The following is a 22280-nucleotide window of genomic DNA, read 5'->3' as shown; positions in this document are numbered from 1 at the left end:
ATGCGATCACACAGAACACGTCAAGCGTCATCGCCTGGTGCGGCGTCGTGGTGGGCGCTGTCGTGGCGGGCAGCACCGTCGCGGGCAGCACCGTCGCGGGCGGCGAAGGCCAGTGCGACGGCGCGGGCCAGCTTGCGGCACTCGCGTTCGACGTCGCGGTCGATCCCGAGCGCCCGTAAGTGGTGCATGTGCATGAAGGACTCCATCACCGCCGATTCGCTCAGATGTGGGGCGTCGGCGGCGAGCCGGTCCATACATGCGGCCAGGACTCGCCGCCGGTCCTGCCATGCGGCGACGATCCGCGAGCCGCCCCGGATGGCCCGTAACGCGGCCCGGTCCTCGCTCAGGTCCGCCAAGCCGACCGCCTGGCGGACGACCGCGCGGTCACTCGCGGGAGCGGGCCCCCTTGGGGGATGGTCGATCTGCCAGCGCACCCCCGCTGCCTGGTCTTTCGCCATGGCAGCCGTGAGATCGACCAGACTCGCGGCGGTGAGCGCGTGCGGGTGTACCTGGCGAGCCGTGGCAAGGGCCGCGAGCTGGGCGACCACGGCGACGGAGTCAGCCGCGAAGGCGGCCTCCGCGGCGGCCAGCACCTCTCCCGATCCGTACCGTGCGGTCTCCGGGTGGTACGTGTCCAGGACCAGGTCTCCAACGAGGCCCCGGCCGCGAAGATCGGCGGCCCACGCCCCGACCCGGGCGGCGGCCGGGCCGTACTCGTGGCCGCCGGCGAGGTGCAGGCGCAGCCGCAGGTGCGGGCGAGGGTCGCGGTAGCGCACGAACCACCACATCGGCGGCTCGTCCCAGGTCTCCAGCAGGTCGCACAGGTGCTTGGTGAGAATCGTGTCGACCACTCCGGGGTGCCCGTACAGCTTGGCGAACAGAACGCCCGCCCCCGGCAGGACCCCGTCCTCACGCCCGACCAGCGACAGCGGCCCCGGCCGGGTCACGACGGCGGGTGCGCGGGCGGACGGCGTGGTGGCGGCCAGCGAGATGACGATCTCGTGCGCGCGACGGCCGAACCAGCCGTGCTCAGCGGGACCCGCCGCCTCCGACACGACGGCGGCCTGGCCGGCGCCGTCCAGGTGGGCGCGCAGCAGCGCCAGGCTCATGGGCTCGTCCAGATCCAGCCGCAGACGGCGATCCTCCGTACCCACGGACACGGTGCTGGGCAGCCGCAGACGGGCACGCAGGTCTGTCATGGCCCGCACCCAATCCGGCCACGCGGTGCCCGGCCCGGGCAGGGCGTCGGCGGAGATGCGCCACCGCGCGGGAGCGAGCACGCTGCGGCCGTAGCGGACCCGCGGCAGGAACGGCAGACCCGCCGCCGCCCCCCAGGAGAACGGCGACACCACGGCGCCCCGAGCACGCGGGATCTCGAACAGCAGGCGCGCGATCGGCGGCATGGCCCGCCGGGCGACCGCGCTGGTCAGCACCGGCTCCACCACCTGCCGCCGGGACCGGGACAGCAGGTACATCCGATCGTTGTCCGCGGTGACCGCCAGATCCCGCCAGGGGATCCGGCCTGGCGAGCCGGCGCGGTGCTCGGCCAGAGTGATCAGCTCCGGCAGCAGGAGCGGGGTGCGGGCGACCTCCTGGGTACGCGCGTTCCGGGCCGGGAACGACAACTGCACCGGCACGGCCCCGTCCACCGAAACCGGCAGCCGATCGTACAGACCGGCCATCCGCCGCCGGTCACCGTCCGGCAGCAGGTCGACGAACCGGCCGCTCAGGCAGGCCGCCGTGCCGTCGACGGCGAGCACCGTCATGGTGAAGGCGTCGGCGGCCAGCGCGCCGGCGGTGGGTGCGCACACCTCGGCCACCAGTTCCATGTACGGGAGCGGTCGCGCGCGGTCCCTACCGGCTGCGGCCTGGCGCTCGATCGCCGGGCGGTCCCTACCGGCTGCGGCCAGGCGGTCAATCGCCGCGCGATCCCTACCATCCACGGCTAGGTCCTCGATCGCGGCGTCGTTCGTACCGTCTGCGGCCAGGTCCTCGATCGCGGCGTCGTCCAGCACGATCTCCCGCGCGCCGTCCAGGGCCGCTTGCTGCGCGAGCGCCAGCAGCCGCCGGTCCCTGCGGGACAAGGGCTCGGCCGGTTGCCGTGGCTCCCTGTAGTGCGCGGGGAACCCGAGCCCCGCCGTGTCGTCGACGAGCTGCTCGATCGGGACGACTGCGCCGACTCCGTACCGTTCCAGGAATCTGACGTGGTACTCCCGCCAGGCCGGGTGCCCTGCCGGGTGCGGTGTCAGCCTCAGGAGCGCCCCGGCGGCGGCCTCTGCCTCGGCCGCGACCTCCGGCGGCAGTACCACGGTGCCGTCCAGCCGCAGGTCCACCTTGAGCGGCTGTACGACCTCGACCGGCAGCGCGGCCCGCATCCGATCGGCGACCGTTCGCCTGGCCCGCACGGCGGCCTCGCCGGTCGCGTGGTCGGCGACTCGCAGTTCCTCGTGGATCGCGTACAGCTCCTGGACCAGCGGGGTGGCCTCGCCGAGCGGGTCCGCCGCCACGTCTCGCAGCCGGTCCAGTACGTACGCGAGCCCGTCGACGCTGGTCGAGGGGGGACGCAGGCTGGTGATCAACACCCCGCACGTGACCAGCTCCGCGGCCATCGCCTCGATCGCCGGGACCCTGGCACCGGGGAACGTGGCCGCCAGCGCGTCGATCAGCTCGCCGATCTGAACGGGCGCCCGGGCCAGGTCCATGACCGTCCGGACAGCCGGGCCGTGCCGCACCGACACCTCCGACAGCTCGCTGCGGGCTGGGTCACCGGCGTGCGGCTGCCAGGGCACCACCAGCCGCTCCCCGCGTACGAACGCGAGATCGTTCACCACGACGGGGAGGCGACGCCGCAGCTCCGGGGCCGACTCCAGCCGACCGATCACCGCGGCCAGCCACACGCCGTCCGCCGTCGTCCTCGTGCGCGGTGCTCCGGTCAGGCCCACCGACGCCGCGCCCTTTTGCGGAATATCGCTCGCCAACGCCACGCCAGGGTGCGGGACCGCGATCTGGCCCGTCGGCGCCGCGCCAATGCGCGGGACATCGCTCGCCGACGTCTCGCCAGGGGGAGGGACGGTGGTCCAGCCCGTCGGTGTTGTGTCGAAACGGAGTGGGGCCACGCCGGCGAATGTTCCGAAAGGTGTGGCCCGGCCGCGCATCCGCACCAGATAGCGGGCCAGTGACAGTGCCATGCGCCGGAGGCGGGCGTCGCGGGGGCGGCGGCCCGCGCACACCGCCTCGACCTGGGCCGCCAGGACCGGACTGGCCATGGATACGGCCGCCGCCACGGAATCTCGCGCCCATACCTGGACGAGCCACTCGCGCCACCGTTCGGCGCCGGTCTCGGCGGCCGGTTCTGCTCCGGTCTCGCCGTTCGGTTCGGCGCCCACCTCGCTGTCGGGTTCGGTGCCGGTCTCGCCGTCCGGTTCGGGCCATGGTGGGAGATCTGGTTCGTCCGGGTGCGCGGTGGCGCGGATCAGTGCCGCGTCAAGGTGGCGGTACGGCCGTGAACGCTGCGCATTCACCCTGATGCCTCCCACGTCCAGCAGCCGACGGCGGCGTCCGGGACGGCGGCTCGGCGGGGCCGCCACCCCGAGTGTCGCACGTGCCCCGTTTTGTCCCGCAAGACGATCGCTGCCCACCCGAGAGCCGGACGATGCGCCGACGGGCTACGCGGCTAGGTCGTCTTCGTCATGCTCTGCGCGGTGCTGCGGCGGGCGAGGTCAGAGGCCCTGGGAAACCCGCTCGGCGGAAAGAGCCTCCCGTTGCCTACGTCGCTGCTCAGATTTCCTTGACGAAGATGATGGCGTCGATCTGGTCGGTGGTGGCCGGGTCGAGAGCGAAGTAGGTGTGGTCAGCCGGGACGCGGGGCGTCAGCTTCCGGTCGAGGGCCGCGGCGAGGCGGCGGGGATCGATGACGGCGCGGGCGTCGGGGAGGGTCGACAGGAGCCCTTCGAGGGTGTCGGGGTGGGGGACGTCGGAGCCGCGGGTGCCGAAGGTGGTGGCGGCGAAGGCGTACTGGTCGCCGATGTGGGTGCCGATGATGGCGCCGGCGCTCCACCACTCCAGCGTCCGGCCCGCCAGGGGGCCCCAGCCCTCCGGCAGCAGCCAGCGGCTCTTGTCTTTCTGCAGGTGGCGGTTGTGGGCGAAGGCGAGGGTGGGCCCGCGACGGGCCTCGCAGTCGATGATGGCGTCGAGGTTGTCGGCCATCATCGCATCGCGCAGGCACATCAGCGTGCCGACGCGGGTGGCCGCGGTGTCGGCCAGGCCGGCGTGGTAGCGCAGGAGCCCGGCGGCGGTGCGGGCGTACAGGCCGGCGCGCCACCGGTCGCCGGGGGAGGTGGCGGCCGTCAGGTGGGGAGTGTGCGCGGTGAGCAGCGCGCGCAGGTCGTCGGCGATCAGGCGCAGTTCGGTTGCCTCGGGGGTGCGGCCGACGGACTGGGTGGGATCCATGGTGGCGGCCGGGTTGGTCCAGCGCTCGTCGGGGCCGAGCAGTTCGTCAAGGGTCTCGCGACTCCAGGCCAGGTCGAGGTGGGCGGCGAGGTAGTCGTGCAGTGCGGTCAACGCCACGCGGGGGCTGGCGGGGCCGGCCATCTCCAGGGGGCCGTCGAAGCCGTAGAAGTGGAGTCGCTCGTGCGGCGGACGCCGCTGGTTGTAGGCGCGCATCCAACGCAGGAGCTCGCGGTTGGCGGGTGAGGCGCCGAGGCGGTGGCTGAAGCCGAGGTTCGTCGCGTCGTCGAGGGTTCCGATGCCGTCGGTGACGTACGCGTCGGCGGCCAGGGCCAGCAGGCAGTCGCTCTCCATGGTGATCGAGCGGTAGCCCGCGTGTTCGACGAGGTGGCGGAAGAGCTCGTTGCGCAGTTCGAGGAAGGCTTCGACGCCGTGGGTGGGCTCGCCGAGGCCGAGCAGGCGAGTGGCTGGGGGCAGGAGTGAGGTCAGGACGTCACCGGTGAAGGGACGGGTGGCGTCCCGGATCGAGGTCGTCATGCCTTCAACGGTATCGTTGAACTTTATGTGTAAGCTTTTCTGATATTTCGGGCTGCTGACGAGGACGTACCTTCAAAATGCGACCCATAGATCTGGCGCGCGAGCACGGCCTGTCCACGCAGGCGGTGCGTAACTACGAGGAGGCGGGGATCCTGCCGCCGGCCGAGCGGTCGCCGCACGGCTACCGCGCCTACGCGCCGCGCCATGCGGTGGCGTTGCGGGCGTTCCTGGCGTTGATCCCCGCGCACGGGCACGCGACCGCGGGGGCGATCATGCGGGCCGTGAACGGCGGCGCGGTCGAGGAGGCGCTGCGGCTGATCGACGAGAGCCACGCGCAGCTGGCCGGCGACCGGCACACGCTGGAGGCCGTGGAACGGGCGCTACGCGACCTGGCGCCACCGCGTGAGCTGAAGTCGCCGCGCGACCTGGCGCCACAGCGTGAGCCGGCGCCGGGTGTGACGTTCATCGGGCCGCTGGCGCGCAGGCTCGGCATCCGGCCGGCGACGTTGCGCAAATGGGAGCGGGCCGGGCTGATCGTGCCCCGGCGCGACCCGCGCACCGGCTACCGGATCTACACCTCCGCCGACGAACGCGACGTGCTGCTGGCCCACCAGCTGCGGCGGGGCGGGCACGGGCTGGAGCAGATCGCGAGGGTGCTGGAGCGGGTACGGACGGCGGGCGGGCCGGAGCCGCTGCAGGCGACGATGCGGGAGTGGCGCGACCGGCTGACGGCGCGCGGCCTGGCGATGCTGGCGGGCGCGGCCGCGCTCGACACCTATCTGGGGACTCCGTAGCGCTCTGTCGGCGAGGTCACAGCTAACCCGACCAGGGTCGAAAATCTGTAGCGGCCAAGGTAGACATTCGCGGCTGTGGACGCTAATGTTTCTGACATCGCAAGGAACGAATCCACACGGGCATGAAAAACTAGCAACACGACGAACTGCCCGGATGAGCTGGATAGAAGTAGAAGGTGATGGCAGAAGGTCGGACGTGACGGGGCCAGCGCAGTGGCAAGGGGCCCTGACCGTGGACGCGCTGCCGTAGGTGAAGTGGAAAGAGCAAGTTCGCTTGAGAGAAGGGAGTGTTGAACGCCATCGGGATCGCCCGTTGTCGGCTGTTTTCCGCGCCGCTCGGGTACCGCAGTTCCACAGATCGGAAGGTGGTCTACGGTCAAGAATCCGCGATCCCCGCATCAGCGCCGTCATATACGGCTGATGCGGACGACAGAAGGTCGGCCACATGGCCGATAGATGGTGTTGAACCTCTTCGGGGCCCCGGCGCAAGACGCGCCGGGGCCCCCTGTGCGCATGTCGGAAGGTATTTATGGATCAAAGTCACCCAGCAGGCAACGACGCCACGCTCGCTCAGAGTAAGGCCGAGGACAGATTCGACGATGAGGACTACCCCGCCTACAGCATGGGCGCGGCTGCGGAGATGCTCGGCGTCACCGCCGCGTTTCTGCGCGCACTGGGCGTCGCCAAACTGATCGAGCCGCAACGCTCCAGCGGCGGACACCGTCGATACTCCCGCTACCAGCTCCGTCTGGCGGCCAGGGCCCGAGAGCTCGTCGACCAGGGCACGGCCCTGGACGCTGCCTGCCGCATTGTCATCTTGGAAGACCAACTCGCCGAAGCGCTGCGGATCAACAGCGCTCGCGAGCGTCCGGCCGAAGGCTGACGCCTTCAGCTTCGTCAGTCGTGTGGCCTGATCCCGCAAGCGCCGATCAGGCCCTCGCGAAATCGACAGGTTGTCTCAGCGCTCTGACGCGCCCTGGCCTGGTTCCTCGCCCAGGGCGCCGACATCCTCCCGGTCGGCGGCTTCGGCGCCCACTACCCGGCGGAGTACCTCCGACCTGGGACTGACCGCCTACGAGATCGCGCGGGCGAGTGCGGTGCTCGCGCGCCGGGCGGCCGCGATGACATCCTCCGGCCCGGCCTCCGTGCCCCGCGCCGACAGGAGCGCGGCGCCGGCGGTGTCGAAGACCATGCGTGTGAAGAGCCGGTCCTCCATGCTCGCGCCTTCGTCGACGAGCAGGTCGATGACCCGGTCGAAGTCTGAACGGATATCCCCGCCGCCTTCCGCCAGCCGCCTCATGACCGGCTGGTTGGCCTGCGCGAAACGCATGACCTGAAGGCGTTCGGGAGTGGTGCCCCGCACCCAGCGCAGCGCCGCCTTCTCCAGTCGATCGGGGGTGGGCGGCTGCGCGGCGAGCCATTCGATGAAGTCGTCGAGTTCGTGCCGGCGCGCTTCCACGAGGCTCGCCACGATCTCCTCTTTGTTCTGGAAGTGGTAGTACAGCGAGGATTTCGTCATCCCGAGCGCGCTGGAGATGTCGCGGGTCGAGGTGCCCTCGTACCCCTTCTCCGTGAACAGCCGCAGCGCGACGCGGAGGATCTCCGCGCGGGTCTCGGTGCCCGTACGCCGGTCGCTTCCCGTGTTCGTCGACATGGATGGTCCCTTCGGTCGCTTCATTCTACTTGCTCAACGAACGCCCGTTCAGTTACTGTCGAGGCTGCTGAACGAACGCCCGTTAAGTAAGGATTCCAAGCCATGAAACGTATCGCCATTGTCGGCGCCGGCCCCGGCGGCCTGGTGTGCGCCCGCGTGCTGCAAGGGCACGGCATCGACGTCACCGTGTACGACGCCGACGCCTCAGTCGAAGCCCGTGACGCCGGCGGCACCCTGGACCTGCACGCCGACTCCGGACAGATCGCCCTGGAAGACGCCGGTCTGTTCGAGGAGTTCATGAAGCTCGCCCGGCTCGAAGGGCAGGCCAAGAGCCGGCTCGACCAGCACGGCACCGTGCTCGACGCGTTCGTCCCCGACCAGGACGACACCGCCGCCCCCGAGATCGACCGCGGGCAGCTCCGCGCCATGCTCGCCGAGCACGTACGGCCCGGCACCGTGCGATGGGGACACAAGCTGGTCACCGCGACCCCGCTCGGCGACGGCGGGCACCGCCTGGAGTTCGGCAACGGCGTCACCGCCGAGGTGGATCTGGTGATCGGCGCCGACGGCGCGTGGTCTCGGGTCCGGCCGCTCCTGAGCGACGCCACGCCTGACTACACCGGCGTCTCGTTCCTCGACGTCCGTTTTGAGGACGTGGAGAACCGTCATCCCCAGATCGCGGAACTCGTCGGGGACGGCCACCTGTTCGCCATGGACAGCGCCGGCCGGGGCATCATCGGCCAGCGCAACAGCAACGGCCAGATCCGCGCCTACCTGGCCATGCGTACCGACCTCGACTGGCACGGCAAGGCCGGCGTCGACCTGGATGACGCGGCCGCCGTACGACGGTTCCTGCTCAAGGAGTTCAGCGGCTGGGCCGAGGAGCTGCTGCCCTTCCTCACGGACGTCGACGGCGGCTACCTCAACCGCCCGATCTACGCCCTTCCCGCCCCGCTCACCTGGGCGCGCACGCCCGGCGCGACGCTGCTCGGCGACGCGGCCCACCTGATGGCGCCCCTCGGGGGGTACGGGGTCAACCTCGCCATGCTCGACGGAGCCGAGCTCGCCCACGCCATCGCCGAGGAAGCCACCCTCGACGAGGCACTCACCCGATACGAGGCCGTCATGCTGCCCCGCTCGGGACAGCATGCCGTCGCCGCCAACGGCGGACTCGACACGTTCTTCGCCTCGGACGACTTCCCCGACCACGAGGCGGAACACCAGACATACCGGGAGGCCGCCGCCGACTACCGCCGCGGGCAGTCGCGTACCACGGACAGCACCATGACGGCCTGAGGCGGCGACATGGTGACGAAGGTGTTCGAGCTCGTCAGTGTCCTGCTTTCCGCCCTGGTCGTTGGGGTTTTCTGGGGACCGTGGCTGGCGTTGAGCAGATCCATGGCGCATTTCGAGGCGGCGGTGTTCCTGGCGATCGCCCATCGGATGAACCGGAACCTGGCCACCCCCATGACCGTTCTGATGCCCCTCGCGCTGGCCTCGATCGTTCCGGTGCTGTTCCTGTCATACGGCAAGCAGGGCTTCTACCTGGCCTTGGTGGCGCTCGCCTTGCTCGTCGTCGCTCTGCTCGTGACCGTGGCGGTCGAGGTCCCCATCGTGAAGCAGATCGCGACCTGGACTGTCAGCACCCTGCCGGACGACTGGCAGCGACTCCGCGATCGCTGGGTGTCCTTCCATATCGTCCGGGTGGTCGCGGGCATCGCGGGACTCGCCTTCCTCGTGGCCGCAGCGATCTTCTAGCGGCGTGTCATGACAAGGTGTGCATACTCGGACACTTACAGTAAGAGTCGTGGATGCCTTGGAGCTCGCGCGCTGGCAGTTCGGGGTTACTACGGTGTACCACTTCCTGTTTGTGCCGGTCACGATAGGGATGTCGCTGTTGGTGGCGATCCTGAACACGGCGTGGGTGCGCACCGGTAACGCCGCCTACCTTCGCGCGACCAAGTTCTTCGGCACGCTCTTCCTGATCAACTTCGCCATGGGCGTGGTGACGGGGATCGTGCAGGAGTTTCAGTTCGGGATGAACTGGAGCACCTACTCCAGGTTCGTCGGCGATATCTTCGGCGCGCCGCTCGCGTTGGAGGCGTTGCTGGCGTTCTTTCTGGAGTCGACGTTTCTGGGGCTGTGGCTCTTCGGCTGGGGTCGGTTGCCGAAGAGGGTGCATCTCGCGTGCATCTGGATCGTCGCGTTCGGGACGATGGTGTCCGCCTACTTCATTCTGGCCGCCAACTCGTTCATGCAGTGGCCCGTGGGTTTCAAGGTCAACAGGCGTGCCGAGCTGGTCGACTTCGGAGCCGTGCTGACCAACAAGGTGGTGCTGGCCACCTTTCCGCACACGGTCTTCGGGTGCTGGCTGGCCGGTGGGGTGATCCTGATGGCCGTTTCCGCCTGGCATCTGGCCAGAAAGCAGGATCTTGAGGTATTCCGTCCGTCGCTGCGGCTCGGTATCGCCGCGGTGCTGGTGGGTGCTCTGGGCACTCTGGTCTCCGGCGACGTCCTTGGCAAGATCATGACGCAGACCCAGCCGATGAAGATGGCCGCCGCCGAGGCGCTCTACGAGACGCGGCAGCCCGCGCCGTTCTCCCTGTTCACCATCGGGACGCTGGACGGCACCAAGCCGATCTACCAGCTGGAGATCCCGAACCTGCTGTCACAGCTCGCCACCGGCTCGTTCGACGGCAAGGTCGAGGGCATCAACAACCTCCAGGCAGCGTACGAGCGGAAGTTCGGCCCGGGCGACTACCGCCCCTACATCCCGGTCGCCTACTGGGGTTTCCGATTGATGATCGGGTTCGGCCTGCTGGCCGCGCTGGTGGCGCTCGTCCTGCTCTGGCTGACCCGTGGACGGCAGGTCCGGGGCACGGGCTGGATCTGGCGGGTCGCTGTCTGGTCGGTCGTGCTGCCCTTCCTCGCGCACAGCTTCGGGTGGATCTTCACCGAGATGGCCAGGCAACCGTGGATCGTGTTCACCCAGATGAAGACCGCCCAAGGCGTCTCGCCCAGCGTCGGCGCGGGTACGGTGCTCACCTCGCTGATCGTCTTCACCCTCCTGTACGGCGGGCTGGCCCTGGTGGAGGTCGGCCTCATGATCAAGTACGGCAGAGCGACCCCACCGTCCGCCGACGACGCCGAGCCGCATGACGGCGGCGAGCCGTCGTTCGCCTACTAGGAGGCTCGCCAAGTGGAGCTCACCGAGGTCTGGTTCGTGGCGATCACCGTCCTGTGGGTCGGGTACTTCGTCCTGGAGGGGTTTGACTTCGGCGTCGGCATGCTGCTGCCGGTCGTGGCCCGGAACGACACGGAACGCCGGGTGATGATCGACACGATCGGCCCCGTCTGGGACGGCAACGAGGTGTGGCTGATCACCGCCGGAGGTGCCACGTTCGCCGCGTTCCCCGAGTGGTACGCCTCGCTGTTCAGCGGGTTCTACCTGCCGCTGCTGCTGATCCTGCTGGCGCTGATCGTACGCGGGGTGGGCTTCGAGTATCGCGGCAAACGGGACTCCGCAGCCTGGCGGCGGCGTTGGGACGCGGGCATCATCGCCGGCTCGTTCGTGCCCGCACTGCTGTGGGGGATCGCGTTCGCGAACATCGTGCGGGGCGTGCGACTCGACGCCGATCACGAGTACGTCGGTACGTTCTGGGACCTGCTCAACCCCTACGCGCTGCTCGGTGGGCTGACCACGCTGACCCTGTTCGCCACGCACGGAGCCGTCTTCCTGGCGTTGAAGTCCCGAGGGGAGATCAGCCGGCGCGCGGCCGGGGTGGCGCTCAAGACGGGCGTCGTGGCGGCCGTGCTCGCGGTGGTCTTCCTGGCTTGGACGCAGATCTACGGCGGCGTGGTCGGCACGGCGATCCTGGCCGTCTTCGCCGTCCTCTCCTTCGTGTGCGCACTGGGCGCCATCGCCAGGGGCCGTCAAGGGTGGGCATTCCTGCTGTCGGCGGTCGCCATCGGGGTGACCGTGATCAGCCTGTTCGTGGTCCTCCACCCCGATGTCCTGCCATCGACGATCAACCCGGCCTACAGCCTGACCATCGAGAACGCGGCCGCGACACCGAAGACGCTCAGCATCATGACCGGGGTCGCGGCGATTTTCCTGCCGCTGGTGGTGCTCTATCAGAGCTGGACCTACTGGGTCTTCCGCCACCGAGTCGGCGCCGGTTGAGATCAATTAACAGTTTCATGGGATTGCCAATATTTACGCCGGGGCACAGCGCATCGAGAGCCGTGGAAAGGACCGTTCATGACACTCGCTCTCGGCACGTCTCTCCAGGAACGGGACGCGGCGGGCCGCGCGCTGGCGGAGGATGCCGAGCGGATCGCCCGCGCGTGTCAGGACGTGGCCCGGCGGTTCCAGCGGGGCGGCCGGCTGCTGACTTTCGGCACCGGCCAGTCGGCGGCCGACGCGGCGCATCTCGCGGTGGAGTTCGTTCATCCGGTGATCGTGGGGAAGCGGGCGCTGCCGGCGGTCTCGCTGGCCAATGACGCGTCGGCGCTGAGCGGGCTCGCCCATGCGGGGGTCTTCGCGAGCCAGTTGCGGCTGCTCGGGCGGGCCGGGGACATCGCGGTGGGCATCACGACCGACGACGCCGATGGCGAGGTGGCGGCGGGGCTCGCGGCGGCCCACGACCTGGGCATGATGACGCTCGCGCTGACGAAGGCCGGCGTCGACCTACCGGTGGTCGATCACCTTCTCGTGGCACGCAGCCGCGATCCGCGGATCGCCCGGGAGATCCACATGACGACCTATCACGTCCTCTGGGAGTTGGTGCACGTGTTCCTGAACGACCCCCGGCTGACGGAGGAGTGCCCCGACGAGGTCTGCGTGACCTGCTCGGACGCGGCCGTACCCGTCCGGATCACCGCCCTGCGGCCCGGACACCTCGCGCTGGCCGACACCCCCGGCGGCGAAGCGGAGATCAGCGTGCGACTGGTCGACGCGCGGGCGGGCGACGTGGTCCTGGTGCACGCGAAAGAGGCCATCGCGGTAGTGGAGAGAAGACCGTGACCGACGCGCTCTACCCCTTCCTGTCCTCAGCCGAGAGCGACGCCGAACCGCTGCTGACCACCGTGACCCGGTCCACGGTGGAGAAGGCCCGGGAGATCGTCGCGCTGCGGCGGGAGGTGCTCACCCTGCTCGGCCCGGGGATCGCCGCGTGCGGCCAAGCCCTCGCCGAGGCGTTCGCCGCCGGGGGCCGCCTGTTCACCTTCGGCAACGGCGGCAGCAGCACCGACGCCCAGGCGGTGGCCCACCTGTTCTTCGCGCCGGAACGCGGACCGCAACGCGGACCAGGACACGGGCTGGCGCACCGGCCGGGAGACAGGCAGCACGGGCTGCCGGCCATATCGCTGACGGCCGACGTCGCGCTGCTGACCGCGCTCGCCAACGACATCGGCTTCGACGCGGTCTTCGCCCGGCAGCTCGCCGCCCTGGGCACCGCCGCGGACATCGCGATGGGGATCTCGACGAGCGGCGGCTCGCTGAACGTGGTGCGCGGACTCCAGGAGGCCAAACACCTCGGCATGGTGACGGTCGGGCTCGCCGGGTCAGGGGGCGGTCAGCTGGCCGAGTGCGGTGCCGTCGACCACCTGCTGGTCATCCCGTCCCCGTCCGTCCATCGGATTCAGGAGGCGCAGGCCACCGTGTGCCATGTGCTGTGGGAGTCGGTCCGGCGGGCGCTGGACGAGACGGCCTGAGCGTTGGACCGGATCGTACGCTCCCGGATCCGGGTCGAGGGCATCGTCCAGGGCGTGGGGTTCCGGCCGTTCGTCCACGGCGTGGCCGTCCGGCACGGCCTGTCGGGCACGGTCGCCAACGACGGCTCCGGGGTGTTCATCGAGGTGGAAGGAATTCCGGAGGCGGTGGCCGCGCTGATCGAGGCGGTCCGCCGGAACCCGCCCGAGCTGGCGGTCGTGGACCGGGTGAGCGTGGAACCGGTGTCGCCCACCGGCGCCGGCGGATTCCGGATCGTCCAGAGCGTGACCGGCGGATCCCGCCGCGCGCAGGTGTCACCGGACGCGGCGACCTGCGACGACTGCCTGGCCGAGCTGTTCGATCCGGCCGACCGCCGCTACCGGTACCCCTTCGTCAACTGCACCAACTGCGGCCCCAGGTTCACGATCATCACATCGGTGCCGTACGACCGCGCCGCCACCACCATGCGGGGCTTCGCCATGTGCACGGCCTGCGAGGCCGAATATCGGGACCCCGGTGATCGCCGCTTCCACGCCCAGCCGGTGTGCTGCCCCGGCTGCGGTCCCACGCTCACGCTGCACACGTCCGGCGGCGCGGTGATCGCGGGCGATCCGGTGGCCGAGGCGGCGGCGCTGCTCGGCAGCGGGTCCGTCCTCGCGGTGAAGGGACTCGGGGGCCACCACCTCGCGGTGGACGCCGCCGACGAGGAGGCGGTCGCGGCCTTGCGGGCCCGCAAGCACCGCGGGGACAAGGCGTTCGCCGTGATGGCGCCGGACCTGGCCGCCGTACGAGAGTTGTGTGATCTGGACGGTGCGGCGAGCGGGGTGGTGGCCGCCCTCACCGGCCCGCGCCGCCCGATCGTACTGCTGCCCCGGCGGCCCGGCTGCCCGGTCGCAGCCTCGGTGGCGCCCGGCAACCGTGATCTCGGCGTGCTGCTGCCGTACACGCCGCTGCATCATCTGCTGGCCAGGGAGCTGGGCCGCCCATACGTGCTGACCAGCGGAAATCTGTCCGGCGAGCCCATCGCGCACCGCGACGAGGACGCGCGGCGGCTGGCCGCCGACGCCTTCCTCACCCACGATCGGCCGATCCACACGGGGCTCGACGACTCGGTGGTCCGGATCTTCCGCGACACGGAGGTGCCGGTACGGCGAGCCCGAGGGCACGCGCCCGCGCCGATCGCGCTGCCCTGGGCATTCCCCCGGCCGGTTCTCGCGTGCGGAGCGCAGCTCAAGAGCACGTTCTGCCTGGCCACGGGGAGCCACGCGGTCGTCTCCCAGCATCTGGGCGACCTGGAGAACTACGCGACGATGCGGGCCTTCGCCGACGGGGTCGCCCACTTCCGGCGGCTGTTCGGCATCGAGCCGGAGGTGGTGGTCCACGACCTCCACCCGGAGTACCTGTCCACCAAGTACGCCCTCAGCCTCGACGGCGTTCAGCCGCTCGGCGTGCAGCACCACCACGCCCACATCGCGTCCTGCCTGGCCGACAACGGTGAGAGCGGCCCGGTCGTCGGCATCGCCCTCGACGGCACCGGCTACGGCATGGACGGCACGATCTGGGGCGGCGAGCTGCTCGTGGCCGACCTGGCGGGCTTCGAGCGGGCCGGGCACCTGGAGCCGGTGCCGATGCCCGGCGGCGTCACGGCGATCCGGCAGCCCTGGCGGATGGCCGCGGCCTTCCTGCACCGCGCGTTCGGACCCGGATCCTTCGACGACCTCGGGGTGGTACGCCGCAACCAGGACCGGTGGCCGGCCGTGGCGGCCCTCCTGGTGAACGGCCCGGCAGGGCAGGTGACGTCGAGCGCGGGCCGGCTGTTCGACGCGGTGTCCGCGCTCCTCGGGGTCAGGGACACGATCACCTACGACGGGCAGGCGGCGGTGGAGCTGGAGCAGCGGGCGGACCCGGGTGTCCGCGACGGGTATCCGGTCACCGTCGCCGGAACGGTCATCCGTACCACCGATCTGATCCGCGCGGTCGTCGGCGACCTGCGCCGGGGCGAGGCGGCGGAGGTGATCGCGGCGAGGTTCCACCACGGGCTGGCCGCGGCGGTGGTGACGGCGGCGGCCCGGGTCGCGGCCGCCAACAGGCTGGAGGTGGCCGCGCTGTCGGGCGGGGTGTTCTGCAACACCCTCCTGCTCGGCGCCGTGGTCGACGGGCTGCGCCACCTCGGCCTGCGCGTACTGCTGCACCGGCGCGTCCCCTGCAACGACGGCGGCATCAGTCTCGGGCAGGCCGCGGTGGCGGGTGCTCGGGACCGAGCTGTCATGGTGGCGAAGGCTCGGTCCTGAGCGTGATCCGCGGACGCTCGGGACCGAGCCTCAGCAGATGCGCGGCAGCGGGTCGCCGACCAGCATGTCCACGATGCGGGTGCCGCCGAAGGCGGTTCTCAACAGCACCAGGCCGGGCGGGTCCTCCCCCACCCAGCCGATGATCGCGGCTCCGGCGCCGACCGGATGGCTCCGCATGATCTCGACCGCCCGCTCGGCGTGCTCGCCGTTGACGACGGCGACCAGCCGGCCCTCGCAGGCGACGTACAGCGGGTCGATCCCGAGTAGCTCGCACATCCCGGTGACCTCCGGCCGGACCGGTACGGACTCCTCGTCCATCACCACGGTGACGCCCGAGGCGGTCGCCACCTCGTTCAGCACCGTGGCCACGCCGCCGCGGGTGGCGTCCCGCAGCGTCCGGACCTGGGTGGGGAGGGTGTCCAGGAGGTCGGCCACCAGGCCGTTCAGCGGGGCGGTGTCCGAGAGCGTGTCCGCCTCGATGCCGAGCTCGCCACGGGCCAGCATGATGGCCACGCCGTGCTCACCGATCGGACCGGACACGATCACCGCGTCGCCGGGCCGGGCCGCGGAGATGGACAACGTCGCCGGACGGTCGACGACGCCGACCCCCGCGGTGGTGACATAACACCCGTCGGCCTTGCCCCGCTGGACGACCTTGGTGTCGCCGGTGACGATCGAGACGCCCGCCATCTCGGCCGCGGCGGCCATCGAGGCGACGATCCGCCGCAGGTCGCCGATCGGGAACCCCTCTTCGAGGATGAACCCGGCGGACAGATACAACGGGCGGGCGCCGCATACCGCGAGGTCGTTGACGGTGCCGTTGACCGCCAGGTCACCGATGTCGCCGCCGGGGAAGAACAGCGGCGAGACCACGAACGCGTCCGTGGTGAACACCACCCGCGAGCTGTCGAGCGCCAGCGTGGCCCCGTCCTCCAACGGGGCGAGCAGCGGATTGCGGAACGCCTCCAGGAAGATCGCGTCGATCAGGTTCCGGGTCGCCTTGCCGCCGGAGCCGTGCGCCAGCGTGATCCGTTCCTCCCGGACCACCGGGCGGCGGCGCCTGATGCGCTCGATCCGGTCGAGAACCTGCTTCTCCGTGGTCATGCCCGGGTCGCCTCCCGCACTCGTTCCCGGCTGAACCGGCCGAAGTTGTAGTACGCCGCGCATGCTCCCTCCGACGAGACCATGCAGGTCCCGATCGGCGTCTCAGGGGTGCACGCGGTGCCGAACACCTTGCACTCCCACGGTTTGAGCACGCCCTTGAGCACTTCGCCGCACTGGCACGCCTTGGGGTCGGCGATACGCGTACCGGGGATGTCGAAGATCCGCTCCGCGTCGAAGGCGGCGTACTCCTCGGCCATGCCCAGCGCCGAGTGGGAGATGAAGCCGAGTCCGCGCCATTCGAAGTGCGGGCGTACGCGCATCACCGTCCCGATCGCCTCCATGGCGATCCGGTTGCCGTCCCACGGCACCACCCGCGCGTACTGGTTCTCCACCTCGCCGCGGCCCTCGGCGAGCTGGCCGAGGAGCATGTCGACCGAGTGGAGGATGTCGAGCGGCTCGAACCCGGCGACCACGAACGGCTGCCCGTAGTCGCGCGCGATGAACTCGTACGGCCGGCAGCCGATGATCGTCGAGACGTGGCCCGGCCCGATGAAGCCGTCGAGCCGCAGGTCGGGCGAGTCGAGTATCGCCTTGATGGCCGGGATGATCAGGACGTGGTTGCAGAAGACGGAGAAGTTCTCGATGCCTTCCTCGGCCGCCCGCAGCACGGTCACCGCCGTCGACGGCGCCGTGGTCTCGAAGCCGATCGCCATGAACACGACCCGCCGGTCCGGATTCGTCCGGGCGATCTTGAGCGCGTCGAGGGGCGAGTAGACCATCCGGATGTCCGCGCCCTGGGCCTTGGCGTCGAGGAACGTGGACTCGCCCCCGGGCACCCGCATCATGTCGCCGAACGAGGTCATGATCACGTCGGGCTGACGCGCGATGTGGATGGCGTCGTCCACCCGTCCCATGGGGATGACGCAGACGGGACAGCCCGGCCCGTGCACGAGCGTCACGGCCTCCGGCAGGTAGTCCTCGATGCCGTGTTTGTAGATGGTGTGCGTGTGTCCACCGCACACCTCCATGAACTTGTACCGGCGGCCCGGCTCGCACCGGGCCGATATCCGCGCCGCCAGCGCCCGAGCCGTGTCGGCGTCGCGGAACTCATCGACGAATCTCATGAGATGTCCGATTCCTTGAGGGCGTCGATCTCGTCGGTGTACGCCTGCCCGATCCCGTGCAGCATGTCCATCACGGCCTTGGCCTCGGACTCGGAGATCTTCGACAGGGCGAATCCCACATGGACCAGCACCCAGTCGCCGGGCTTGAGGTCGTCGTCGGCGAGCAGCCCCATGTTGATGCGGCGGCGGACGCCGCTGACGTCCACCATGGCGAGGTCGGTGAACTCCTCGACGGCCCCCACCAGCTCACCGGGAATCCCGAGGCACATCGGCTTCCCCCTCGAACTGGACCGATTCCAGGACCAGCTCGTCGCCGCCGTGGACGGCCACGTCGTCGTCGCCGCACCGCGGGCAGACGGCGAGCACGTCGACGGACTCCGACGTGTGGCCGCAGGTGCCGCAGTCCACGGTGACGGGCGTGACGACCAGGTCGAGGGCGGCGCCCTCGGCCGCGCTGCCCAGGGCGGCGAACGCGAAGGCCTGGTCGAACGCCTCACCGACGACGGCGTGACGGGCGCCGATCCGGACTCGCACGCCGGCCACCCGCCGGCCGTCCGCGTGCTGACGGACCAGGTCGACCAGTCCCTCGCACATTCCTATCTCATGCATGAACTGCCCTACATCCTTGTCATGTTCAGGTAGCGCTTGATCTCCGGCCATTGCACGGCGATCACCGCGACCACCGCGCACAGCACCACCAGCCCCACCAGAGGCCTCTTCCTCATCCGTTTCCACCTCCTCGGTTTTCCGGAACCCCGGTCCGTCGTTTACTTCGATCAAGTCTCGACAAGGGACCGGACCGTCTCCAGGGCCGGGCCGAGGGCCGCGCGTACCGGCTCGCTCAGTTCGACCCGTACGTCCTCGTCCGGCGCCCCGGTCATCACCGTCGCCGGTTCGCAGGCGACGACGAGCACCCGTGGCGGTATCCGGCCCAGCTCGGCGGCCAGCCGGAGCACGCGTACCGGGTCCATGCCGTGGGTCTCCATGGGCACGCCCGCCTCCGGCTCCGCCGGTTCGAGCACGGTCAGCGTGCCGGGAGCGTGGCCGCGGGGCGCGGCGTCCACGAAGATCACCAGGTCGTAGTCGCGTTGCAGGGCGTAGGCCAGGTCCATGCCGCGGATCCCGAAGTCCACCACGTCCACCCCGGCAGGCAGCGGCTCAGCCGACAACCGCCGCGCCACCTCGACGCCGAAGCCGTCGTCGCCCAGGAAGATGTTGCCGATGCCGGCGACCAGGACGCGTGCGGTCCGGCTGTCGGCCACGATCGGCTCCACCTCCTCGGCGGAGTAGAAGAACCGGTGTCCGGGCAGCTTCGCCTCTCCCAGGTCGCGGCCCGGATCGTCCTCAAGGACGACGGCCAGGTGGATGCCGCCCGCCTCGTCCTGCTCGACGCTCTCGACGACCGCGACGCGGCCGTCCAGGGCGAGGTCGAAGATGTCCGCCCGCGATCGCGGGCGCAGCCGCACCCGGCTGCCCGCGCCGAGCGTCGCGCCGTCCACGATCACGGTGTCCGGTCCCCGTCGTTCCATCCGGGCCCAGAAGTCATCCGTCGCCGTCATGTCCTTCCTTCCGTAGGGTGCCGTGCAGCCGCATGAGCCGATCGGGTGAGAGCGAGACGCAGCGGTCGAGGATCTCCCGCGCCCGGGGATCGCCGTCGCGGATCTCCCGCTGCTCCTCCTCGGTCAGGACGAGCACGCTCAGGGTCAGCAACTGGTCGATCTCGGTGGCGTCGAAGAGGTCGCCCGGACTCTCCGGGGAGATCCGGGGATAGTCGTAGAGGATGATCGGCGCCGCGAGCATCGTGTGCCGCTCGCCCTCCTCGCCCACCATGACCGGCCAGGCGCCGGCGTTGTCGCAGCCTTCCGCCAGGGGTCGCAGCTCCGCCGGCGGGTCCGTCAGGGAGACGAACCGCCCGCGCGGCGCGTGCAGGATCAGATGCGCGGAGAGGAAGGTGTGTTTCAGCGCCTCGGTACGGCTCCCGCCCGCCCAGCCGGTCGTGTTGCCGACCTCGACGGTGATCCGGAAAACGCCGGGCAGCGGGCGTTCGGCCCTGATCTCGATCCGCCCGCGCAACGCCTGCCAGCTACGCGAAAGCGCGCCGACGCGCCGGCCGTCGGGGTCGATCAGCCATTCGACGTCCGAGTCCTCGGCTATGTCGATCTCCGCCAGGGCCGGCTGCTGAACGAGCCCCGCCAGGTCGAGCCCGAACACGGCGACCTCCCGCTCGGCCGCCTCCTCCCTGGCCACGTGGCGCTCGCCCCCGGCCACCAGCTCCGGGACCGGCACAAGATCCTCGCCGGCCACCTCGCGGGTGACGGCGTGCAGGAAGCACACCCGGACGTCGACGGTGTCGATCGGGTCCGCCTCGATCAGGACCTGTGCGCGCATCAGCGACGGGTCGCCCGTCTCGCCGCACCGCTCCGGGTAGACGCCGCCCAGGGTCCAGCGCTGCGCGTTCTTGAGCGCCGAGCGGCGGTACGGCCACAGCAGGTAGCCCTCGTACAGCACCGCGCGCGCGATCTGTGTCACCGGGTCCATCGGTCAGCCACCGCCCGGTTCGCTCGCCAGCAGTTTGCCCACCACGTCTTCCCAGGTCGTCAGCGTGTGCTGGATCTTGTAGTCGTACAGCCGGTCGAACGCCTCGCGGTCCAGCCGGAGCCAGGCGCTGCGCGGGAAGTAGTGGTCCATGACGTCCTTCCAGACCTGGACCGGCATCCGGAACGCGACGTCGGTGTCCCAGGGGATCCGGGCCACCCGGAGCAGGCCGGCGTCGGCGTAGAAGATCGTCCCGCTGAACAGGAAGTCCAGCGGGACCTCGCCGTCCGGCAGGCTGTGGAAGTACTTGGCGACCGCCACCTCGAAGTCGTAGGTGCAGCTCACGTCGATGCTCGTGATCGTGCCCCCGTCGAAGCCGGGGATCTGCGTCACCACCCGCGCCCACAGCAGGCTCCTCGATGTCCTGCCCCAGTCCTCGGACGCGCCGAACAGCTCGGTGAGCCGCCGCCGGGTCGGCGGGTCGTGGCGGCGCCGCGCGGCGGCGATGCGGATCTGGGTGTCCAGCGCGAGGCACCGGACCGGCGGCGCGCCGGTCCCGTCGATCCGCAGCGTGAACCGCACCGTGGGCACGGCGGCGAAGTCCACCGCCTCGGCCTTCTCGACCGCGAACCTCAGCTCCGGCGGCCTCATGCCGGGGAGAGGTTGGGCATGGCCGGGTCGATCGGGTCGCGGTCCCGTGGGTTGATGCCGGTGGATCGCGCCGCCGTCGAGAAGCCGCCGGGAAGGTGGCCCGGTTGCCGCTCGTAGTTGCCCAGCGCGTTCCCCTCGTGAACGCCCTTCAGGTGCGCGGGCGCGTCGGGCCGCACGTCGGGGCGGCCCACCTTGATGGCACCGGTCATCGTGGAACTCCTTTCGACAGGTCCGCGGGCGCGGGCTTGGCCCGGCGCCGCAGTTCGGTGAAGAAGGCGCCGACCGCATTCCAGACGTCCTGGCCGCCGGCCAGGCCCTTCCACCGGGACCTGAGCACGGCGACGAGGGCGAAGCAGTCGTCGATCGGCACGAGCCAGTGGTCTCGCGCGCCGCCGGTCCGGTTGACCAGGAGCGCCTCCACGTCGGGGGCCAGGTGCCGCAGCACGGGGTTGGCCGCTTCCACCGAGGCCCAGGCGGCCGGAGCGGTCGCGGCGTCGACCGCTCCGGCCGGGCCGGGGTACCGGATCACGGTCCGCCCTTCGGACGTGTCGTGGCAGGCGAACGCCATCTGTACGGGGATCTCCAGGGCCGCCCAGGTGGCGTCGTCGAGGGCGAAGTCCGGCAGGTGCCACCGGCGGTCCGGCACCAGGCGGTAGCGGTCGTCCTCCGCCGGTGGGTGGTCGAAGAGCAGGGCACACGGCCGGCAGGCACAGCGTGGTTCGCGGACCGTCAGTTCGAGCAGATGCCGATGCTCGGCCGGGATGGTCGCGGAGCACAGCTCACACCGGCACGGATCGTCTTCCCGGTCCACCGGGGACCTCCCGGCCGCTCGGGCGGCGTCGTCCCGATCCGACCGCCCGGCCGCTCGGGCGATGAAGCCGCGCAGGCCTCCTGGCGCCATGCCGCGCTCCCTCACGACGCCCATGCGTCCGGGCGGCGCAGGGCGTCGAGGGTGATCAGGACCGGGGGCGGGCCGAGCTCATCGATCTCCACCCGGTCGAGCTCCGGGGCGGCGTTCCGGATCGCCTCCTCCAGCAGGGCCGACGGCGCGGTCGCGGCACCGCAGCCCCCGCGACCGCGCCGGAGCCGTACCCTCGCCACGCCGTCCGCCACGGTCACCGACTCGACGGCCGAGCCGCCGAGCCGGGACCGTACGCGGCTCACGGCCCGCTCGACTCGGACGGACACGTCCAGCGGATGCAGGCCGTGCAGCAACAGCAGGTAGGCGACCAGTTCGTCCTCGGCCAGCGCGGGCCCCAGCGCGTCCCCGCCGATCGCGAGGATCCGGGCGAGAGCCTCGCCGTACAGGTCGAGCAGCGCCTGGAGCGCCTCGACGGTGAGCCCGGGGTCGGGCAGCGAATCGACGCTGTCCAGCAGGGCGTCGACCCGGGCCACCCGCTCGGCGGCCTCGCGGTCGGTCAGTGACATCGC

The 22280-nt window shown here is 70.7% G+C and carries 22 protein-coding genes; 9 read left to right on the top strand and 13 right to left on the bottom strand.

Features of this window, described 5'->3' with window-relative positions:
• Positions 1-20: 20 nt before the first annotated feature.
• Complete coding sequence (locus AB0B91_RS47170) at positions 21-3521, bottom strand: lantibiotic dehydratase (RefSeq protein WP_358335518.1); 3501 nt, start codon at positions 3519-3521, stop codon at positions 21-23.
• A gap of 256 nt (positions 3522-3777) precedes the next feature.
• On the bottom strand, positions 3778-4983 hold the full coding sequence (locus AB0B91_RS47165) for an erythromycin esterase family protein (RefSeq protein ID WP_358335515.1): 1206 nt from the start codon (positions 4981-4983) through the stop codon (positions 3778-3780).
• 77 nt (positions 4984-5060) lie between these two features.
• Here AB0B91_RS47165 and AB0B91_RS47160 point away from each other — a divergent pair, with 77 nt between their 5' ends.
• Positions 5061-5777, top strand: coding sequence for a MerR family DNA-binding transcriptional regulator (locus tag AB0B91_RS47160; protein ID WP_358335513.1), 717 nt, complete (start codon positions 5061-5063; stop codon positions 5775-5777).
• A 529-nt stretch (positions 5778-6306) separates the two neighbouring features.
• Positions 6307-6660, top strand: coding sequence for a helix-turn-helix domain-containing protein (locus tag AB0B91_RS47155; RefSeq protein ID WP_358335510.1), 354 nt, complete (start codon positions 6307-6309; stop codon positions 6658-6660).
• A 189-nt stretch (positions 6661-6849) separates the two neighbouring features.
• Here AB0B91_RS47155 and AB0B91_RS47150 read toward each other — a convergent pair whose 3' ends face one another.
• Positions 6850-7431 carry a helix-turn-helix domain-containing protein gene (locus AB0B91_RS47150; RefSeq protein ID WP_358335508.1) on the bottom strand — a complete coding sequence of 194 codons (582 nt, stop codon included), beginning with the start codon at positions 7429-7431 and terminating at the stop codon, positions 6850-6852.
• Between the two features lie 102 nt (positions 7432-7533).
• Here AB0B91_RS47150 and AB0B91_RS47145 point away from each other — a divergent pair, with 102 nt between their 5' ends.
• The 7 genes from AB0B91_RS47145 to hypF all read left to right on the top strand — a co-directional run bounded on the left by AB0B91_RS47145 (position 7534) and on the right by hypF (position 15435).
• Positions 7534-8727: an NAD(P)/FAD-dependent oxidoreductase gene (locus AB0B91_RS47145; protein WP_358335506.1), complete on the top strand. Its 1194-nt coding sequence runs from the start codon at positions 7534-7536 to the stop codon at positions 8725-8727.
• A 9-nt stretch (positions 8728-8736) separates the two neighbouring features.
• A complete protein-coding gene (locus AB0B91_RS47140) occupies positions 8737-9189 on the top strand; it encodes an anthrone oxygenase family protein (RefSeq protein ID WP_358335503.1) in 453 nt (150 codons plus the stop codon).
• 49 nt (positions 9190-9238) lie between these two features.
• Complete coding sequence (locus AB0B91_RS47135; RefSeq protein ID WP_358335500.1) at positions 9239-10618, top strand: cytochrome ubiquinol oxidase subunit I; 1380 nt, start codon at positions 9239-9241, stop codon at positions 10616-10618.
• Positions 10619-10630: 12 nt separating this feature from the next.
• Positions 10631-11614 carry a cytochrome d ubiquinol oxidase subunit II gene (cydB, locus tag AB0B91_RS47130; RefSeq protein WP_358335497.1) on the top strand — a complete coding sequence of 328 codons (984 nt, stop codon included), beginning with the start codon at positions 10631-10633 and terminating at the stop codon, positions 11612-11614.
• A gap of 78 nt (positions 11615-11692) precedes the next feature.
• On the top strand, positions 11693-12457 hold the full coding sequence (locus AB0B91_RS47125) for an SIS domain-containing protein (protein WP_358335494.1): 765 nt from the start codon (positions 11693-11695) through the stop codon (positions 12455-12457).
• Positions 12454-13146, top strand: coding sequence for an SIS domain-containing protein (locus AB0B91_RS47120; RefSeq protein ID WP_358335491.1), 693 nt, complete (start codon positions 12454-12456; stop codon positions 13144-13146). The genes AB0B91_RS47125 and AB0B91_RS47120 overlap by 4 nt, the downstream gene beginning before the upstream one ends.
• Positions 13147-13149: 3 nt before the next feature.
• Positions 13150-15435 carry a carbamoyltransferase HypF gene (hypF, locus tag AB0B91_RS47115; RefSeq protein ID WP_358335488.1) on the top strand — a complete coding sequence of 762 codons (2286 nt, stop codon included), beginning with the start codon at positions 13150-13152 and terminating at the stop codon, positions 15433-15435.
• 30 nt (positions 15436-15465) lie between these two features.
• Here hypF and hypE read toward each other — a convergent pair whose 3' ends face one another.
• From hypE to AB0B91_RS47065, 10 genes are all read right to left on the bottom strand, one after another.
• Positions 15466-16539 carry a hydrogenase expression/formation protein HypE gene (hypE, locus tag AB0B91_RS47110; protein WP_358335485.1) on the bottom strand — a complete coding sequence of 358 codons (1074 nt, stop codon included), beginning with the start codon at positions 16537-16539 and terminating at the stop codon, positions 15466-15468.
• Positions 16536-17663: a hydrogenase formation protein HypD gene (gene hypD / locus AB0B91_RS47105; protein WP_358335482.1), complete on the bottom strand. Its 1128-nt coding sequence runs from the start codon at positions 17661-17663 to the stop codon at positions 16536-16538. Before hypD ends, hypE begins: the two co-directional genes overlap by 4 nt.
• Positions 17660-17932, bottom strand: a complete 273-nt coding sequence (locus tag AB0B91_RS47100; protein ID WP_358035255.1) for a HypC/HybG/HupF family hydrogenase formation chaperone — start codon at positions 17930-17932, stop codon at positions 17660-17662. The genes hypD and AB0B91_RS47100 overlap by 4 nt, the downstream gene beginning before the upstream one ends.
• Positions 17910-18272, bottom strand: coding sequence for a hydrogenase maturation nickel metallochaperone HypA (locus tag AB0B91_RS47095; protein WP_214635431.1), 363 nt, complete (start codon positions 18270-18272; stop codon positions 17910-17912). Before AB0B91_RS47095 ends, AB0B91_RS47100 begins: the two co-directional genes overlap by 23 nt.
• A 167-nt stretch (positions 18273-18439) precedes the next feature.
• Complete coding sequence (locus tag AB0B91_RS47090; protein ID WP_358335478.1) at positions 18440-19222, bottom strand: hydrogenase maturation protease; 783 nt, start codon at positions 19220-19222, stop codon at positions 18440-18442.
• A complete protein-coding gene (locus tag AB0B91_RS47085; protein ID WP_358335475.1) occupies positions 19206-20201 on the bottom strand; it encodes a hypothetical protein in 996 nt (331 codons plus the stop codon). Before AB0B91_RS47085 ends, AB0B91_RS47090 begins: the two co-directional genes overlap by 17 nt.
• A gap of 3 nt (positions 20202-20204) precedes the next feature.
• Positions 20205-20849, bottom strand: a complete 645-nt coding sequence (locus AB0B91_RS47080; protein ID WP_358335472.1) for a DUF6084 family protein — start codon at positions 20847-20849, stop codon at positions 20205-20207.
• On the bottom strand, positions 20846-21058 hold the full coding sequence (locus tag AB0B91_RS47075) for a hypothetical protein (RefSeq protein WP_358335469.1): 213 nt from the start codon (positions 21056-21058) through the stop codon (positions 20846-20848). Before AB0B91_RS47075 ends, AB0B91_RS47080 begins: the two co-directional genes overlap by 4 nt.
• Positions 21055-21750: a DUF5947 family protein gene (locus tag AB0B91_RS47070; RefSeq protein ID WP_358335467.1), complete on the bottom strand. Its 696-nt coding sequence runs from the start codon at positions 21748-21750 to the stop codon at positions 21055-21057. The genes AB0B91_RS47075 and AB0B91_RS47070 overlap by 4 nt, the downstream gene beginning before the upstream one ends.
• Positions 21751-21761: 11 nt before the next feature.
• Positions 21762-22277 carry a hypothetical protein gene (locus tag AB0B91_RS47065; RefSeq protein ID WP_358335464.1) on the bottom strand — a complete coding sequence of 172 codons (516 nt, stop codon included), beginning with the start codon at positions 22275-22277 and terminating at the stop codon, positions 21762-21764.
• Between the last annotated feature and the right edge of the window lie 3 nt (positions 22278-22280).

The sequence above is a fragment of the Nonomuraea sp. NPDC049141 genome, from assembly GCF_040648415.1.
Lineage (GTDB): Bacteria > Actinomycetota > Actinomycetes > Streptosporangiales > Streptosporangiaceae > Nonomuraea.
The sequence above is the reverse complement of the archived record's forward strand: the minus strand, read 5'-3'. Positions and strand labels throughout refer to the sequence as shown.